The organism is Brevundimonas vesicularis (genome assembly GCF_027105095.1).
Classification (GTDB): domain Bacteria; phylum Pseudomonadota; class Alphaproteobacteria; order Caulobacterales; family Caulobacteraceae; genus Brevundimonas; species Brevundimonas vesicularis_E.
Genome location: NZ_CP114278.1, coordinates 2,617,901 through 2,634,731, shown reverse-complemented (window position 1 = coordinate 2,634,731; position 16,831 = coordinate 2,617,901). Strand labels below are relative to the sequence as shown.

Annotated in this window: 16 protein-coding genes and 1 pseudogene; 12 read left to right on the top strand and 5 right to left on the bottom strand. The window is 68.0% G+C overall.

Annotated elements, in window-relative coordinates; all coding sequences use genetic code 11:
• Positions 1 to 82: 82 nt before the first annotated feature.
• The 3 genes from O2K97_RS13200 to O2K97_RS13190 all read left to right on the top strand — a co-directional run bounded on the left by O2K97_RS13200 (position 83) and on the right by O2K97_RS13190 (position 3,306).
• Positions 83 to 1,414: a dihydroorotase gene (locus O2K97_RS13200; RefSeq protein WP_269219614.1), complete on the top strand. Its 1,332-nt coding sequence runs from the start codon at positions 83 to 85 to the stop codon at positions 1,412 to 1,414.
• Entirely contained in the window at positions 1,411 to 2,145 is a 735-nt protein-coding gene (locus O2K97_RS13195) for a prephenate dehydrogenase (protein WP_269219613.1), read from the top strand. Before O2K97_RS13200 ends, O2K97_RS13195 begins: the two co-directional genes overlap by 4 nt.
• A 168-nt stretch (positions 2,146 to 2,313) precedes the next feature.
• Positions 2,314 to 3,306, top strand: a complete 993-nt coding sequence (locus O2K97_RS13190) for an alpha/beta hydrolase (RefSeq protein ID WP_269219612.1) — start codon at positions 2,314 to 2,316, stop codon at positions 3,304 to 3,306.
• A gap of 95 nt (positions 3,307 to 3,401) precedes the next feature.
• Here O2K97_RS13190 and O2K97_RS13185 read toward each other — a convergent pair whose 3' ends face one another.
• Genes O2K97_RS13185 through O2K97_RS13175 form a run of 3 tightly spaced genes read right to left on the bottom strand, consistent with a single transcriptional unit; the run spans position 3,402 to position 5,337 of the window.
• Positions 3,402 to 4,343: an alpha/beta hydrolase gene (locus O2K97_RS13185; RefSeq protein WP_269219611.1), complete on the bottom strand. Its 942-nt coding sequence runs from the start codon at positions 4,341 to 4,343 to the stop codon at positions 3,402 to 3,404.
• 11 nt (positions 4,344 to 4,354) lie between these two features.
• Positions 4,355 to 5,035: an SdpI family protein gene (locus tag O2K97_RS13180; RefSeq protein WP_269219610.1), complete on the bottom strand. Its 681-nt coding sequence runs from the start codon at positions 5,033 to 5,035 to the stop codon at positions 4,355 to 4,357.
• The gene (locus O2K97_RS13175; protein WP_269219609.1) at positions 5,032 to 5,337 is read right to left on the bottom strand and encodes a metalloregulator ArsR/SmtB family transcription factor; all 306 of its coding nucleotides are present in this window, start codon (positions 5,335 to 5,337) and stop codon (positions 5,032 to 5,034) included. The genes O2K97_RS13180 and O2K97_RS13175 overlap by 4 nt, the downstream gene beginning before the upstream one ends.
• A 169-nt stretch (positions 5,338 to 5,506) precedes the next feature.
• On the opposite strand from O2K97_RS13175, the gene O2K97_RS13170 reads away from it, so the two are divergent.
• From O2K97_RS13170 to O2K97_RS13160, 3 genes and pseudogenes are all read left to right on the top strand, one after another.
• Positions 5,507 to 7,630: a TonB-dependent receptor gene (locus O2K97_RS13170; protein ID WP_419466065.1), complete on the top strand. Its 2,124-nt coding sequence runs from the start codon at positions 5,507 to 5,509 to the stop codon at positions 7,628 to 7,630.
• A pseudogene (locus tag O2K97_RS13165) lies at positions 7,540 to 8,732 on the top strand (PepSY-associated TM helix domain-containing protein). The gene O2K97_RS13170 and the pseudogene O2K97_RS13165 overlap by 91 nt, the downstream one beginning before the upstream one ends.
• Complete coding sequence (locus tag O2K97_RS13160) at positions 8,729 to 8,926, top strand: hypothetical protein (RefSeq protein ID WP_269219608.1); 198 nt, start codon at positions 8,729 to 8,731, stop codon at positions 8,924 to 8,926. The pseudogene O2K97_RS13165 and the gene O2K97_RS13160 overlap by 4 nt, the downstream one beginning before the upstream one ends.
• Here O2K97_RS13160 and erpA read toward each other — a convergent pair.
• Positions 8,910 to 9,227, bottom strand: a complete 318-nt coding sequence (erpA, locus tag O2K97_RS13155; RefSeq protein WP_039245694.1) for an iron-sulfur cluster insertion protein ErpA — start codon at positions 9,225 to 9,227, stop codon at positions 8,910 to 8,912. The genes O2K97_RS13160 and erpA overlap by 17 nt on opposite strands.
• A 140-nt stretch (positions 9,228 to 9,367) precedes the next feature.
• Between erpA and O2K97_RS13150 the strand changes: the two genes are divergently transcribed.
• The 6 genes from O2K97_RS13150 (at position 9,368) to O2K97_RS13125 (ending at position 15,611) form a co-directional block, all read left to right on the top strand.
• Positions 9,368 to 10,558: a deoxyguanosinetriphosphate triphosphohydrolase gene (locus O2K97_RS13150; RefSeq protein WP_269219607.1), complete on the top strand. Its 1,191-nt coding sequence runs from the start codon at positions 9,368 to 9,370 to the stop codon at positions 10,556 to 10,558.
• A 76-nt stretch (positions 10,559 to 10,634) separates the two neighbouring features.
• The gene (locus O2K97_RS13145; RefSeq protein ID WP_269219606.1) at positions 10,635 to 11,411 is read left to right on the top strand and encodes an SPOR domain-containing protein; all 777 of its coding nucleotides are present in this window, start codon (positions 10,635 to 10,637) and stop codon (positions 11,409 to 11,411) included.
• Positions 11,408 to 12,457: a beta-N-acetylhexosaminidase gene (nagZ, locus tag O2K97_RS13140; protein WP_269219605.1), complete on the top strand. Its 1,050-nt coding sequence runs from the start codon at positions 11,408 to 11,410 to the stop codon at positions 12,455 to 12,457. The genes O2K97_RS13145 and nagZ overlap by 4 nt, the downstream gene beginning before the upstream one ends.
• A 6-nt stretch (positions 12,458 to 12,463) precedes the next feature.
• Positions 12,464 to 13,282: a segregation and condensation protein A gene (locus O2K97_RS13135; RefSeq protein WP_269219604.1), complete on the top strand. Its 819-nt coding sequence runs from the start codon at positions 12,464 to 12,466 to the stop codon at positions 13,280 to 13,282.
• On the top strand, positions 13,279 to 13,959 hold the full coding sequence (scpB, locus tag O2K97_RS13130) for an SMC-Scp complex subunit ScpB (RefSeq protein ID WP_269219603.1): 681 nt from the start codon (positions 13,279 to 13,281) through the stop codon (positions 13,957 to 13,959). Before O2K97_RS13135 ends, scpB begins: the two co-directional genes overlap by 4 nt.
• A 107-nt stretch (positions 13,960 to 14,066) precedes the next feature.
• Complete coding sequence (locus O2K97_RS13125) at positions 14,067 to 15,611, top strand: sensor histidine kinase (RefSeq protein WP_269221141.1); 1,545 nt, start codon at positions 14,067 to 14,069, stop codon at positions 15,609 to 15,611.
• On the opposite strand, the gene ispH is transcribed toward O2K97_RS13125, so the two are convergent.
• Positions 15,608 to 16,579 (bottom strand): 4-hydroxy-3-methylbut-2-enyl diphosphate reductase, encoded by a 972-nt coding sequence (gene ispH, locus O2K97_RS13120; RefSeq protein ID WP_269219602.1) that lies wholly within the window; start codon positions 16,577 to 16,579, stop codon positions 15,608 to 15,610. The two genes, O2K97_RS13125 and ispH, sit on opposite strands and share 4 nt — an antisense overlap.
• Between the last annotated feature and the right edge of the window lie 252 nt (positions 16,580 to 16,831).

Below are 16,831 nucleotides of genomic sequence, written 5' to 3'. Positions count from 1 at the left end.
CTCCTTCATCCCGCTCATCCCCGCTTTCGCGGGGATGAGCGGAAATGTAGAAGCACGGCATCGGATAGAGGATGCCCGCCCCATGACCCAGACCTATGACCTGATCGTCCGAGGCGGCGAGGTGGCGAACCATGCGGGGCGGGGCATGGCCGATGTCGGGGTGATCGACGGCAAGATCGCCTTCATCGGCGACCTGAGCCAGGCCCCGGCGGGCGAGACCTTTGACGCGAAGGGCCTGACGGTCCTGCCCGGCGTTATCGACACCCAGGTCCATTTCCGCGAGCCGGGGCTGGAGTGGAAGGAGGATCTGGAGACGGGCAGCCGCGCGGCGGCCCTGGGCGGCGTCGTCGCCGTGTTCGAGATGCCGAACACCAATCCCAACACCACCGACCCCGACACCATGGCCGACAAGCTGGCGCGGGCGAAGGATCGGATGTGGACAGACCACGCCTTCTACGTCGGCGGCACGCACGAGAATGCGGACTATCTGGGCGAGCTTGAGCGGCTGCCCGGCTGCTGCGGGGTCAAGGTCTTCATGGGCGCCTCGACCGGGGACCTGCTGATCGCCGACGACGAGGGGGTGCGCAAGGTCCTGTCCAATGTGCGCCGCCGCGCCACCTTCCACTCCGAGGACGAATACCGTCTGGTCGAGCGTCGCGGTCTGGCCCGCACCGGCGACTGGACCAGCCACCCCGAGGTGCGCGACGCCGAAAGCGCCATCCGCTCGACCCGGCGACTGGTCGGCCTGGCCAAGGAGACGGGCGCGCGCATCCATGTGCTGCACGTCACGACCAGGGACGAGATGGAGTATCTGCGCTTCCACAAAGATGTCGCCACCGTGGAGATCACGCCCCAGCACCTGACCCTGGTCGGACCGGAAGCCTATGAGCGGCTGGGCAGCTATGCGCAGATGAACCCGCCGATCCGGTCGCAGGAGCACGTAGATGCCCTGTGGCTGTGGGGAATGCAGCAGGGCGTCGCCGACGTGCTGGGCTCCGACCACGCGCCGCACACGAAGGAGGAGAAGGCTAAGCCCTATCCGGCCTCTCCGTCCGGCATGCCGGGGGTGCAGACGCTGGTGCCGCTGATGCTGACCCATGTCGCCAATGGGCGGCTGTCGCTGGAGCGCTTCATCGACCTGACCTCGGCGGGGGCGCAGCGGGTGTTCGGGACCGCGAACAAGGGGCGGATGGCCGTCAGCTATGACGCCGACCTGACCATCGTCGATCTGAAGGCCAAGCGGACGATCACCCATGATCAGCAGGCGACGCGCTGCGGCTGGACACCGTTCGACGGGGTCGAGGCGACCGGCTGGCCGATGGCGACCCTCGTGCGCGGCCGGGTGGTGATGCAGGACGGCGAACTGATCGGATCGGCGCACGGGCGGCCGGTGCGGTTCATGGAGACGCTGTGAGGGAAACGCTCGGCCTGATCGGCTTTGGCGCCTTTGGGCGGCTGACGGCGCGGCATCTGTCGGCCGGGTTCGATATCCTGGCGCATGATCCGGCGGCGAGCGAAGGCGAAGGTTTCGCGACCCTGACCGATCTGGCGATCGCCGCCGCCTGTCCCACGGTGGTGCTGGCCGTGCCGGTCGAGGCGTTGGAGGCGACGCTGGTCGCCATCGGCCCGCTCCTGAGGCCCGCCGCCCTGGTCATCGACGTGAGCTCGGTGAAGGTGAAGCCAGCGCGGGCGATGAACACCCTGCTGCCGCCCGGCGTGCGGATCGTCGGCACCCACCCGCTGTTCGGCCCTCAGAGCGGCAAGGACGGCATCGCGGGCCTGCGGATCGCCGTGTGCGAGGTGAGGGGGGCGAAAGACGCCCGCCGCGTTGCCGCCTTCTGCCGCCGGGCGCTGGGGCTGAAGGTGTTTCAGGTCAGTCCCGAGGACCATGACCGCGAGGCCGCGACGGTGCAGGGCCTGACCCATCTGATCGCCCGCGTCCTGATGGCCATGGAGCCCCTGCCGACGCGCATGACCACCGCCAGCTTCAACCGGCTGATGCAGGCCGTCGACATGGTCCGCCACGACAGCCCCGCCGTCTTCCGCGCCATCGAACGCGACAACCCCTTCGCGGCCGAGGTGCGGGAACGGTTCTTCGCCCTGGCGGATGAGGCGCGGGGCGAGGCGGAGGAGGAAGACATCTGAGGAGGGCGATCGGGCGCCGCTATCGACCCGCGGCGGACCGTACCGCCAGCCGATCCGGGGCGCGGTCTGGTCTGACCGATTCGTAAAGCTTTCGCGCCAAAGATTCAGCGCGTAATTATCGGCCGGATATCGCGTCAGGCGAGGGGTTCGATGTTGCGGCGGACATGGATGGCTCTGGCAGGGCTTATCGGGGCGGCAGTGCTCGCGAGCGGCTTCGCCGTCACCCGCGGTTCTGACGTCGGATCGGCACAAGCTGTCGCGGAAGGCCGCACAACAGGCGTCTGGCAAGCTCCGGGGGGCGCCCGCCAAATCCCGATCTGGCCGAATGGCGCGCCGGACATGGAAGACGTGAGCCAGCCTTCCGAGAGCGTCTTGACGCGCAGGACGCCCGAAGCCGTTGATGGCGACGTGTCCCAAGCCGTATTCGACGTGACCGAACCTACGATGACTGTCTTCCCACCGCAGGGCAAAAACACCGGGGCGGCAGTCGTCGTCTTTCCCGGCGGAGGATTCCGTGCGGTGGTAGTTACCGTCGAGGGGACGGAAATCTGCAACTGGATCGCTGCGCGAGGCGTCACCTGCATCCTGTCAAAGTACCGCGTTCCGCGTAGCAATCACTACTGGGATGACGACCTCGGCCGGGCCGTGACGCCGCGAGTGCCTCGTGCCCTTCAGGACGCACAGCGCACCGTAAGATTGGTCCGCTCACAGGCGCGGGAACTTCAGATCAATCCTACCAAGATCGGGGTGATGGGCTTTTCGGCCGGCGGCTATCTGGTCGCGCAGACGAGCAACATTTTCGAGCCCGCCTATTCCCCCGTCGATGAGATCGATCAGGTCAGCAGCCGGCCCGACTTCGCCATCGCCTTTTTCCCCGGCCACATCTGCCGACGCGGCGGTGTTTTTGATCCCGGGCTGAAGGTGACCCAAGAGGCTCCGCCAACCTTTCTGATCGCCGCGTGGGACGATCCGACGAATGAAATCTGCAACAGCACGCTCTACGCGCGAGCACTGGATCAGGCCGGGGTTCCGGCCGAGGTTCATCTGTTCTCCACCGGTGGGCATGCCTTCGGTCTGCGGCGGAACCACAGCCCGGACACGGTCTGGCCCGGACTGCTGGAAACCTGGCTGGAGGAACGGGGCATTCTGCCTAAAGGCTGAGCCGTTGAAAGTCCGCCAACCAACCTTGGCGGACTTTCTGAGTGCCTGTTTGCAGGCCTTTTGGCCGTCAGAACGTTCGGCGGCCGCCAGCGAATTCAGCGGGCGGCGTTCGTCTTGATGAAGGCCGCCACGTCCTGCGCCACGCCGGGGGCCAGAGGCAACGCCGGGTCGGCGTAGGTGGCCAGATTGGCGGCGCGGTCGGCGGGGGCGATCTTGAGGAGGTGGTTGACGCCCTCCCAGAGTTTCAGCGTGGCCTTTGGGTCGGCGGCGGCCAGGGCCTGGGCGTCCGTGACCGTGACCTGGAGGTCGGTGGTCCCCTGGCCGATGAAGACCGGGCCGTCGTAGGCGGCGAGCAGGGCGGCGGGGTCCAGCGGCAGCCACGAGATCAGATAGGGCTGGACCGACGGGCGGAACAGGGCTGCCAAGGCAGGCGGCGTGTCGGCGACGGTGCGGCCGGCCTCGAGCTCGGTCAGGGCGGCGAAGGCTTGGGGCTTCATCGGCTCGGGCAGGCCGGCTTGTAGCTGCTCGCGAATCCCTGCGCCGGCTGGGCGACCCGCGCCGGCCAGCAGGATCAGGCCGCAGACCTTGTCGTCTCCGCCCTCGACCGCCTTCAGCGCAACCAGGGCGCCTTCGCTGTGGCCGATCAGCCAGGCGCAGGATTTTCCGGCGCGCGAGGCGGCCTCGGCAGCCCAGGCGCGGGCGTCGGCGGCGTAGTCGTCGAAGCGCAGCTTGGATTCATCGAGCCCGGCGGCGGCGCTGGCCGCAATGCCGCGCTTGTCGATGCGGACGGTGGCGACGCCCTGTTCCGCCAGGCCCTCGGCCAGCAGCCGGTAGGTGGAGGCGGCGACGCCCATCGGGCTGTTCCCGTCCCGATCGGTTGGGCCTGAGCCGGGCAGGATGACGGCGACGGCCGTCGGCGCCTCCGGCGTCAGCAGCGTGCCATGCAAGGGCGCGGGCTGGGCGGGCAGGGCGATGTCGGTCGAGACCGGGCCGGCGAGCAGGCTGGCGGCGAGAAGGGCGTGGGTCAGCGTCAGCATGGCAGTCTCCTTCAGAAGGGTTGGCGGTCGGGATCGGCGCGCCAGACGCGCCAGCTCTCGAAGATCGAAAGACCCGCGACGACGATGACGGCGGCGACCAGGGCCGTGACGCCGTAGGGCGGGGGCGCAAGCGGCGCGGCGATCAGGCCGGCCAGGCCGACCAGACAGAACAGGCGGCCGGCCAGACGGTTCGAGCGGTCCCAGGCCAAGCGGCTCTTGTAGCTCCAGGGCGTGCGCACGCCGATCAGGGGATTGGGCGCGACACGTCCGAGGAAGGCGCCGGTGACCAGCAGGATCAGCGACAAGGCGCCGGTCATGACGGCGGGGCCGCTGTCGACGGTTGCGTGCCCCAGGCTGGCCCAGGCGATGATCAGGCCGATGGCGGCGACGATGAACACGGTCAGCCCCTTGCCGATCCGCATCGAGCGACGCCGTGAGGCGTCGCCTTGGTCCTCTGCGCGCATTGCGGCCAGACCCAGGCCGGCGGCGGCGATGAAGCCGATCACCGCCATGCCGCCCGCGAAGGTCGCGAACTCCACTCGGTCGCCCCAGCGATCAACCTGCCAGTCCGCGTTCCAGTGCATCGGCATGGGCGTCGTCGGGCCGTTGACGCCGATATAGAGGGCGAACGCCGCCTGCACGCCGAAGACGGCGAGTGTCAGATAGTCCAGCAGGCTCAAGCGATACTTCATCGGCGTGCTTCCTTTGAGGGCTGGGGCAGGGGGGCGGTCGCTTCGCCGGTCCCGACAATATCCATCAGAAAGGCCATGGCCTCCTCGACCGCCGAGATTTCAAGGCGATAGCGGATGGTCTGGCCCTCGCGCTCCGGGCTGACCAGACCGGCCTCCTTCAGGGCGTTGAGGTGACCTGTGATGGTGGGCCAGCTTATGTCGAAGGCGGCGGCGATATCGCCGGAGGCCAGCGGACCGGCGCGCAGCATGGCGATGATGCGGCGGCGCACCGGATGCGACAGGGCCTTGAACAGAGTGTTCATAGCGACGTTCCTAATTAGGAAAAGGGCTAAATGCAATATGTCGCGGGCGCGGCGGATTGCATTGCGCCCACCGATCGGGCTAGGGACGCGCAACTTGATTTTGAGAATGCGTATCAAAATGCTCTGCCTTCGCCTTGCCTCCGTTCTTTTGACAGCCAGCGCCCTTGCGATGACGCTCGCCTCGCCAGCCCTGGCGCAGCAGGCGACGGCTCCGGCGGAGCTGGGCGAGATCGTGGTGACGGGATCGCAGGTGCGGTTGACCTCGCCGGCAGCGGGCGGTCAGGTGGCGCGCGGGGGACGGGTCGGCCTGCTGGGCAATCTGGGCGTGATGGACACGCCGTTCTCGACCGCCAACTACACTGAAAAATTGGTGCGTGATCAGCAGGCGCGCGGCATCGGCGACGTGCTGCAGAACGACCCGACGGTGCGTGTGTCCAAGGGATTCGGCAACTTCCAGGAGCTGTATGTCGTTCGCGGCTTCCCGGTCTTCTCGGACGACATGAGCTACAACGGCCTTTACGGCGTGCTGCCGCGCCAGTTCGTGGCGGCCGAACTGGTCGAGCGGGTCGAGGTGTTTCGCGGGGCCAGCACCTTCCTGAACGGCGCCGCGCCAGGCGGAACGGGGGTCGGCGGCGCCTTCAACCTGACGCCGAAGCGGGCGGGGGACGTCCCGCTGACCCGCCTGACCGGAGGCGTGTCGGGCCGAGACGAGATCTATGCCGCCGCCGACCTGTCCCGCCGTTTCGGCGACGAAGGCGAATGGGGCGCGCGTCTGAACGTCGCCAGCCGCGCGGGCGAGAGCTCGGTCGAGGACGAGACCGGCCAACTGCGGGTCGTCGGCCTTGGACTGGACCGCCGAGGCGATCGCGCCCGGTTTTCGGCCGATCTGGGCTGGCAGGATCACCGGATCGATGCGCCCCGTCCCAGCGTGACGCCGGGAACCGCCATCCCTGACGCGCCCTCGGCCGACAAGAACTTCGCCCAGCGCTGGACCTACACCGACGAGAAGCAGCTGTTCGGCGCCTTGCGCGGCGAGCTTGACCTGACCGACAGCATCAGCGCCTGGGCCGCTTTCGGCGGGCGTCAGGGCGAGGAAGACAACAGCCTGGCCAATCCGCGCGCCGACGCGGCGGGCGCGATCCGCGGCTATCGCTTCGACAATATTCGCGAGGACACGGTGTGGTCTGGCGACATCGGCGTGCGCGCCGATCTGACGACCGGCCCGATCAACCATCGCCTGGTCGCCTCGGCCTCGCAGATCCAGTCGAAGTCGAAGAACGCCTGGGCGGCGTCGAGCTTCGCCGGCTATGCGATGGGGACGCTGACCAATCCGCTGTTGTCGCCGGCGCCGGCCATCGGCAGCGTCTCGGGCGATCTGGATGATCCCAACGTCACCGAGCGGGTCAAGAACACCAGTTTCGCCGTCGCCGATGTCTTGTCCTTCCTGGACGGACGGGTGCTGGCGACAGTCGGCCTCCGCTATCAGGAGATCGAGACCCGATCCTATGCCTATGCCGACGGCGCATTTACGTCGGGCTATTCCAGCGACGCGACGACGCCGGCCTTCGCGGTGGTCTACAAGCCCAGCGACACGATCTCGCTGTACGCCAACTATGCCGAAGCCCTGGTTCCGGGCACGACCGCGCCGGCGGTGGTCAACGGCGTGACGGTGATCAACGGCGGGGAGGTCCTGTCGCCCTTCCGCGCCGAGCAGGCCGAGATCGGCGCCAAATACGACGCCGGTTCATATGGCGGCACGCTGAGCGTCTTCCGCACGACCCTGCCCAGCGCCTTTTTCGATCCGGACACCGCCGTCTATTCGGACGGCGGCGAGCAGGAGAACCAGGGCGTCGAACTGACCGTATATGGCGAGCCGATCACGGGCTTGCGTCTGATCGGCGGCGCGACCTGGCTGGACGCCGAGATCAACCGTTCGCTGACCGCCGCCAATGCGGGTAAGTCGGCCATCGGCGTGCCGGACTTCCAGGCCAATCTGAACGTCGAGTGGGACGTGCCGATCGTCAGCGGTCTGACGGTCGAGGGCCGGGCGGTTCACACCGGCGCCCAGCCGGCCAATGCGACCAATACGCTGGAGCTGGAAAGCTGGACCCGGTTCGACGCCGGGGTGCGCTACGCCTTCGTGGCGGGTGACAAGCCGGTGACGCTGCGGGCGCGGGTGGAGAATGTCGCGGATGAGGATCAGTGGGTCGCAGTCGGCGGCTATCCGGGATCGAACTATCTGACGCTGGGCGCGCCGCGGACCTTGCGTCTGTCGGTCTCCACCGAGTTCTGATCCGCGCCGGCCGATGCACGCCCGGACGATCCGCGCCTGGACCTGGACGCACAAGTGGTCGAGCCTGATCTCGACCCTGTTCCTGCTGATGCTGTGCGTCACGGGGCTGCCGCTGGTGTTCAGCCACGAGCTGAACGAGGCGCTGCTGCATGAGCCGTGGGCCCCGAAGAACCCGGGCGGCCGACTGCTGACGCTCGACGAGGTGCTGGCCGCGGGTCTGGCCAAACATCCGGGCGAGGTTCCGGCCTTCATGAGCTTCGACGAGGACCGGCCGGTGGTGAACGTCACCAGCCGCGCCCCCGACGCCCCGGCCGGCAAATACAGTTTCGAGCCCATCGACCAGACCAGCGGCGAGGGCGCGCCGCTGGTCGCCGGTCATCCGGTCATGGAGTTCCTGCTTCAGCTGCACACCGACATGTTCCTGGGTCTGCCGGGAATGCTGTTTCTGGGCGCGATGGGGCTGTTGCTGGTCGTGGCCGTGGTGTCGGGCGTGGTGCTGTATGCGCCCTTCATGCGTCGGCTGCCGTTCGGCACGGTGCGGGTCAAGAAGGCGGCGCGGACGCGGTGGCTGGACTACCACAATCTGCTGGGCGTGGTGACGGCGGCCTGGGTGCTGGTGGTGGGGCTGACGGGGGTGGTCAACACCCTGGCCACGCCCATCCTGGCCTATTGGAAAGAGACGGCGCTGAAGGAACTGACCGTCGCCTACGATGCGCCGGCGCCCGCCCAAGGCCGGGCCTCGCTGGATGCGGCGGTGGAGCGGGCCAAGGCGGCGCTCCCGGGCATGAAGCTGCAGTTCGTGGCGTTTCCGGGGACCGACTATTCGACCGACCACCACTATGCCGTCTTCTTCCACGGCGACACGCCGCTGACGACGCATATGACGACGCCGGCGCTGATCGACGCGCGGACGGGCGAACTGGCGGCGGTGGCGCCGATGCCCTGGTATGTGAAAACCTTGTCGTTGTCGCAGCCGCTGCATTTCGGCGACTACGGCGGGCTGGCGCTGAAGATCCTGTGGGCGCTCTTGGACATCGCCACCATCGTGATCCTGGGGTCCGGTCTTTATCTGTGGCTGGGCAAGGGGAGGCGGAAGGCGTGAGCCGGCGCCGTCATAACCCGCGTGATCTGAGCCTGTGGGCCATCTTCCGCACGCCCATCGTCCTGTTCGCGCTCAGCCTGATCGGGCTGGTGGGCGCACTGTTGCAGGATGGGGTGTGGGACTGGGCCTTTGCGGCCTTGCTGGCCTCTCCCATCCTGGCGACCGGCTGGGCCGTCGTCAGATCGAGAAGCTGACGCCGCAGCCGCAGCTGGAGGCGGCGTTCGGGTTCCTGACGACGAACTGGGCGCCGGCCAGTTCATCGACATAAGCGATCTCGGAATTCTTCAGGAAGGGAACTGAGACGGGGTCGATCAGGGCGGTCTGGCCGTCGGCCTGAATGCGCAGATCGTCGTCCTCGGCCGTCTCGACCAGTTCGAACCGATACTGGAAGCCCGAGCAGCCGCCGCCGTCGACCGCCACGCGCAACATCAGGGTCTTGCCCTCGGCCGCCCCGAGTTTCGCCAGCCGCTTGGCGGCGCTGGCGGCCAGGACGATGCCTTCCGGCGCGCGCGTGGCGACGGTGAAGGCGGGTGTGGACGGTTCTGTGGATTGGACGGTGCTCACGGCTGTCTATATGAGGCGGGCAGGGCCGTTCGCAAAGGCCCCCGCATCAAAGCAGCCTCAAAGTTGATGACTTGAGCCACACAGACCTCGCCTCCTACGCCGAGCGCGCCGACCTGACGCAAGGCCGCCGCGTTTTCGAGCCCGCCAGCCGCACGCGCACCGCCTTTGCGCGGGACCGTGACCGCATCATCCATGCGACGGCGTTCCGGCGGCTGAAGGAGAAGACCCAGGTCTTCGTGGCGCATGAGGGCGATCACTACCGCACCCGCCTGACCCATTCGCTGGAGGTGGCGCAGATCGCGCGGTCGTTGGCCCATGCGCTGAGGCTGGACGACGACCTGGCCGAAACCATCGCCCTGGCCCACGACCTGGGCCATCCGCCGTTCGCCCACGCCGGCGAGGACGAGCTGGTGGTGCAGATGCGCGACTACGGCGGGTTCGACCACAACGTCCAGAGCTTCCGCGTCGTGACCGAGTTGGAGAACCGCTATCCGCAGTTCGACGGGCTGAACCTGAGCTGGGAGACGGTCGAGGGCGTCATCAAGCACAACGGCCCGGTGTCGCACCGGCTGGACGAGCCGGCCTGGTCGGTGGTGCGTCCCTATGCGGCCGGCGGCGAGGCCGGGTGGGACCTGCGGCTGGGGACGTTCGCCTCGCTGGAGGCCCAGTGCGCGGCCATCGCCGACGACATCGCCTACAACAACCACGACGTGGACGACGGGGTGCAGGCGGGTCTGATCACCCTGCGCGATCTGGATCAGGTGCCGCTGATCGGCCCCATGTTGGCCGAGGTGCGCAGCGAATATCCCGCCATCGACGATCGGATGCTGCGCATCGAAGCGGTGCGGCGGATGATCGGCGTGATGGTCGAGGACGTGCTGGCCGAGACGGGGCGGCGGCTGGAGGAAGACCGGATCGTCACGACCGAGGACGTTCGGATGGCCAAGCGCACAATGGTGGATTTCTCGCACGCCATGCACGTCGATCTGGCGGTGCTGAGGAAGTTCCTGTTCGAGCGGATGTATCGCCACTACCGCGTCAACCGAACCCGCAGCCAGGCGCGGCGCGTGCTGTCGCAGCTGTTCGAACTGTTCATGGCCGAGCCGGAGGTGATGCCGCCGGAGTGGGGCGAACCGGCCATGACCCCGGACAAGACACAGCGGGCGCGCGCCGTGTGCGACTACATCGCCGGCATGACCGACCGTTACGCCATAGAAGTGCACCAGAAGCTGTTCAGCCTCGACCTCGCCCTCGATCTGTGATTCGAAAGATGCACGCGGGGGCGTAGAGTGATCGTTCGGCGCGCCGATTCGCGCCGACAGACGGCGGAGCGCGACCATGTCCTTTGAAGACGACAATAAACCCGGCCGGGGCGCCTATACGCCGCCGACCGACGACGACCTGCCGTTCCGCCGCAATAGCTACGATCCGCGCAGCGGCCGCAATGTCGGCTCGGGCGGAGGCAAGGCGCCGCCCGTGACATTGATCATCAGCGCGGTGGTCCTGCTGCTGCTGATCGTTGCGGTGATCTTCTTCTACCGTTCCGGCATGCGTGCCTCGACCGACGCGCCGCCGGCCGTGGGTCAGCCGGTCGGCGAGATGAAGACCGCCGCGCCCATCGACGCCCAGCCGATCGATCCGGCCGAGGGCGTGCGCGTCTATCGCGACGAGACCGAAACGACCGATGCGCCAGTGACCTTCACCCCGCCGCCCGAGGCGCCCCAGCCGCGTCCGGCCGCGCCGCCGACCGCCGCACCGATCGGACAGGGCCTGCCGCCCGCCAATACGGCGACGCCGGCCGCGCCTGCGCCGCGTCCGACGACTCCGACTGCGCCCGTTGCGACGCCGGCGACCAAGGCTCCGGCCGCGACCGGCGGGTCGGCCTCGGTCCAGATCGGCGCCTTCTCCTCGACCGAGATCGCGGACCGTGAATATGCCGCCGTCGCCGGCCGCTTCGGCGCGTACGCCTCGGGCGCCGAAAAGCGGGTGACCGAAGTGACCTCGTCCAGCGGATCGACCCTGTACCGGACGGCCTTCTCGGGCCTGTCGCGCGAACGGGCGGTGGCCTTCTGCAATGCGCTGAAGGCGGCGGGCCGGGACTGCATCGTCCGGTGACGTCCGCCGCCATCTATGGCTGCCTGGGACATCGGCTGACGGAGGCCGAAAAGGCCTTCTTCGCCGAAGTTCGACCCTGGGGCTTCATCCTGTTCCGGCGCAATATCGACACGCCGGAACAGGTGCGGGCCCTGACCGACGAACTGCGGGCGTCCATCGGCGATCCCGAGGCGCCGATCCTGATCGACCAGGAAGGCGGCCGGGTCCAGCGCATGGGGCCGCCGCACTGGCCGAAATATCCGCCGGGCGCCGCCTATCTGAAGGCGACGAACGAGCTGGCTCAGGCGCGTGAGCTGACGCGCCTGGGCGCACGTCTGATGGCGCACGATCTGCGCGAGGTCGGTGTGACCGTCGATCTGCTGCCGGTGCTGGACGTGCCGGTGCCCGGCGCCCACGACATCATCGGCGACCGCGCCTATGGCGTCGACCCCGAGACGGTCGCCGTGCTGGGCCGGGCGGCGGCGGAGGGGCTGCTGGCCGGCGGGGTTCTGCCCTGCATCAAGCACATGCCGGGCCACGGCCGGGCCTTTGCGGATACGCACAAGGATCTGCCGACGGTTCACGCCGATCTGGACACGCTGGATGCCTGGGACTTTGCCCCGTTCAAGGCCCTGTCGGACATGCCGATCGGCATGACGGCGCACATCGTCTTCACCGCGATCGATCGCAAACATCCGGCCACGCAATCGAAGAAGGCCATTCGCCTGATCCGCGAGCGATTGGGATTCGGCGGTCTGCTGCTGTCCGACGATCTGGTGATGAATGCCCTTTCGGGCTCGCTGACCCAGCGCGCGCACAAGGCCCTGAAGGCTGGCTGCGATCTCGTCGTCCACTGGAACGGCGACATGGACGAAATGCGCCAGGTCGCCGAGGGCGTCGGCTCGCTGAAGGGCGGGGCGCGCCGCCGGGCGGAAGCCGCGCTGGCCCGGATCGTGCGGACGCCCGAGCCGCTGGATCCCGTCGCGGGGCACGACCGCTTCTTCAAGGCCATGGGCGGTCGGATGGACGCCGCCAAGGGGCCGGATGTGGGTGAGGCGCAGGCCTAAAGACCTATGACGGAGTCTTTCCAGCCCAATCTGGATTTCAACGCCGAGGAGGTCGAGGAGCGCGAGGCCTTCGTCGTCGATCTGGAAGGCTATGAGGGACCGCTGCACGTCCTGCTGGCCCTGGCGCGAAACCAGAAGGTCGATCTGCTGAAGCTGTCGATCACCCAGTTGGCGGAACAGTATCTGGCCTTCGTGCACGAGGCGCGGCGGCGCAACTTCGCCTTGGCGGCGGACTATCTGGTGATGGCGTCGTGGCTGGCCTATCTGAAGTCGCGTCTGCTGCTGCCGCGCACCGACAAGGGCAAGGCCGAGGAACCGCCGGCTGAGGAAATGGCCGCCGCCCTGGCGTTCCGGCTGCAGAAGCTGGAGGCGATGCGAAAGGCTGTCGAACAGCTGATGGCTAGGCCCCAGCTGAAGCGCGACGTCTTCACGCGCGGCGATCCCGAGGCGACGGTGATCACACCCTCGGATCGCATCGACGCCAGCCTGTACGAACTGATGAGCGCCTATGTGGTGCAGCGCCGGCGCGAGGAGGCCCGGCGCTACGCCCCCGGTCAGCGGGTCGAGGCCTTTCCATTGGAAGCTGCCCGCGACTGGCTGCGCGAGATCATGCCGAAGCTGGCCGACTGGACACCGCTGGAAAAGGTGGCGCCGCACCGCGAGGATGAGGAGGGGCCCAGCCAGGCCAGCTTTACGGCCTCGACCCTGTCGGCCAGTCTGGAGCTGGTGAAGGAGGGGGCGATGGACATCCGGCAGAGCGAGGCGTTCGCGGACCTGTTTCTGAAACGGCGTGGACCGGGCCAGCCGCTGGAGCTGACGCCGTGAGCGACCTGTCGTTCCAGCCCGACGAGGCCGAGATCGAACGGCGGGTCGAGGCCCTGCTGTTCGCCGCCGCCGGGCCGTTGACGGCGGCCGAGATCGCCGCGCGCCTGCCCGCGAACTCCAACGTCGCCCGCGCCATATCGGGTCTGCGCGCCCGCTATGAGGGGCGGGGGGTCGAGCTGGAGTGCGTCGCCGACCGCTGGCGCTTTCGCACCGCGCCGGACCTGGCCTTCATGATGACGCAGGAGCGCGAGGAGCCGCGCCGGCTGTCCAAGGCCGCGCTGGAGACCCTGGCCATCATCGCCTATCACCAGCCCGTCACCCGCGCCGAGATCGAGAGCGTGCGCGGCGTCAGCATCTCCAAGGGCACGCTGGACCTGTTGCTGGAGATGGGGTTCGTGCGGCTGCGCGGACGCAGGCGCACGCCGGGGCGGCCCGTCACGTATGCGACCACCGACCGGTTCCTGGAGCATTTCGGCCTGGCGACCCTGTATGACCTGCCAGGCGTGCAGGAGATGAAGGCGGCGGGCCTGCTGGACCTGTCGCTGCCGGTCGGATTCGAGGTGCCCGACCCCAGCCGCGCGTCGGAGGCCGACGACGAGGACGGGACCCTGCCGCTGGAAGACGAGGCGCCCGAGTTCGCCCAGGATTTCGTCGGCGAACGCGGCGGACCTGGATGATGTTCACGACGTCTTAGTCTGCCCACCTTAAGCCAGACCATATGAGTGGCGTGACAGCGATTACGGGTTGGCAGGCGTGGAGCACGTTCAGGATCGCGTTGATCCTGATGCTCTCGTCCGTCATCGGCATGGCCGGGGTTCTGGCCATCGTCAGTCGCGGAATCGATGCGCACCAGGCGCGCAAGGAAGAGGGTTTGGTCAAGTTGCGCCTGACGCGGGCGCTGGAAACCATTGGTGAGAACCTGACCACCGCCTCCATCTGGGACGATGCCGTGGATCGGATGACGTCGGCTGATGTGGGCTGGTATGACCGCAACTTCGGCGCCTTCTACGCCGCGCAACACAAGCATCAGTTCACCCTGGGCTATGATGGTACGGGGCGGTTGTTTCGCATTAGCACGCTCGGTCGACCGGCCGAGGCGAAGGTTGGCGAGCCCTTCGGTCAAGCCGCCCGGCCGTTGATCGACGCGCTCCGGGCCGAGGCCGCAGGACGCGACCGAACGGTTGCCGCTGATGCTGGCGTGCGTCTGAAGGCGGCGTTCGTGCGCGTCGGCGACGAGGTGTACGTCTTGGGGGCTTCCACTGTAGTGCGGCATACGGCGAGCGGATCGACGCCGGCGTCCGATCCGGTCGTGGCGTCGTTCAAACCGTTCAATGGCGAGCTCAATCTCTTGCGAACGCGGCTGGCGCTGGACCGGATTCACTTCCAGCCCGGTGATGCAGAGCCGCCCGAAGGTATGATCGGCGTCGATGTCCGCGATGCTGGGGGCGTTTTGTTAGGCCTTGTGGTCTGGGCGCCGGAACAGCCGGGCTATCAGATCCTGACCAAAGCCGGTCCGCTGCTGCTGCTGCTGTTCGTGGTGCTGTTGATCGGCACGGGGTCGTTGCTATGGACAACGACCAAGGATGTGCGGCGTCTGAGGGCGTCGGAAGTGGCCCTGTCGGCGGCGCTGCAGCGGGCCGAGGCGGCCAACCGGGCCAAGACGCGGTTCCTGTCCAACGTCAGTCACGAACTGCGTACGCCCCTGAACGGCGTTCTGGGCATGGCCGAGATCATCGGGGCCGATCTGGTGACGCCGCAACAGCGCGAGCGGCTGGAAATCCTGAAGGCGTCGGGGCGTCAGCAGTTGCGGCTGGTCGAGGAACTGCTGGATGTCGTGCGGCTTCGCGACGGGGCGGTGACCCTGGAGACCCGTCCGTTCCGGCCCGACAACCTCCTGCAGCGGGTCGCCAACGATTTTCGCAGCGCGGCCGAGGTCAAGGGACTGAAGGTCAAGGTCGAGGCGGCCGAAGGCGAGTGGCTGGGCGATCCGGTGCACATCGAAAAGCTGATGGCGGCGCTGACGGACAATGCGGTGCGGTTCACGCGAACCGGCGGCGTGATGCTGCGCGCCGTCGCGGGCGCGGGCGCGGGCCTGGCGTTGGAGGTCGAGGATACGGGGCCGGGCATGGAGCCGGCGGCAGCGGCGCGCTTGTTCGAGGCCTTTACCCAGGGCGATGAAAGCGCGACGCGCACCGCCGAAGGGCTGGGACTGGGATTGACGGCGGCGCACGGTCTCGCGGCCCTGATGGGCGGCAAGATCGAGATCGTCACCGCGCCCGGCGCCGGCAGCACCTTCCGCGTCGTCCTGCCGTTGAAGGCCGTCGCCTAGGCGGTCAGCAGGCGCGGCAGTTTGAAGGTGACCGTCTCGCGCGCGCCGTCGTCTTCGGTCACCGTGGCGTCGAAGCGCGCCCGGATGGCGTCGACAAGGGCCTCGATCAGCGGCTCGGGCGCCGAGGCGCCGGCGGTGACGCCGACGGTGTTCACGCCGTTAAACCAGGACCAGTCCACCTGGGACGCATCGTCCACCAGATAGGCGGCTGGGGCGCCGGCGCGCATCGCGACCTCGACGAGGCGCACCGAATTGGACGAGTTCTTGGATCCGACGACCAGCACGAGGTCGCAGCCTTCGCCCAGCGCCTTGACGGCGTCCTGGCGATTGGTCGTGGCGTAACAGATGTCTTCCTTGTGCGGATCGGGCAGTTCGGGGAAGCGGCGCTTCAGCACCTTCAGGATGCCCGCCGTGTCGTCCACCGACAGGGTGGTCTGGGTGGCGTAGGCGAGGGGCGCGTCGCCGGGGCGTTCGAACGATTCGGCGTCGGCCTCGGTCTCGACCAGGGTGATGGCGCCGGGCGGCAGCTGGCCCAGGGTGCCGACGACCTCGGGGTGGCCTGCGTGGCCGATCAGGATGATGTGCCGGCCAGCCGCATGATGACGCTCGGCTTCGACGTGGACCTTGGACACCAGGGGGCAGGTCGCGTCCAGGAAGACCAGTTCGCGCGCCCGCGCCGTCGCCGGCACGGACTTGGGCACCCCGTGGGCCGAGAAGACGACCGGCCGGTCGTCGGGACATTCATCCAGTTCCTTGACGAAGACGGCGCCCATGGCCTTCAGCCGCTCGACCACATGTTTGTTGTGGACGATCTCGTGGCGCACATAGACGGGGGCGCCGAACTTTTCGATCGCGCGCTCGACGATCTGGATCGCCCGGTCGACCCCGGCGCAAAAGCCCCGCGGGGTGGCCAACCTCACCGAAAGCGGGCGAAGCGGAGCGTTGGGGACAGGAACATGCGCATTCATGGCGGCGAACCTAGTCGTTTGCGGCGCTGACCGCCATCGGAGCCGAAGGGCGGATGCGGCGGATTCTGTCGCCCGCAGCAGCGGCGCATCGTCACGGCGGGCGGGCGCGAATGGAAAGTCGATATTCTACAATGTCTTAGGCTATAATCACGACGCCTTGACCTGTAGGCCGCTCACGATTAGTTTCCGCGCCGAATTCAGACCCGTCCGGACGCACTGTCTGGACGCCGAACGCACAGGTCCTATCCCCCA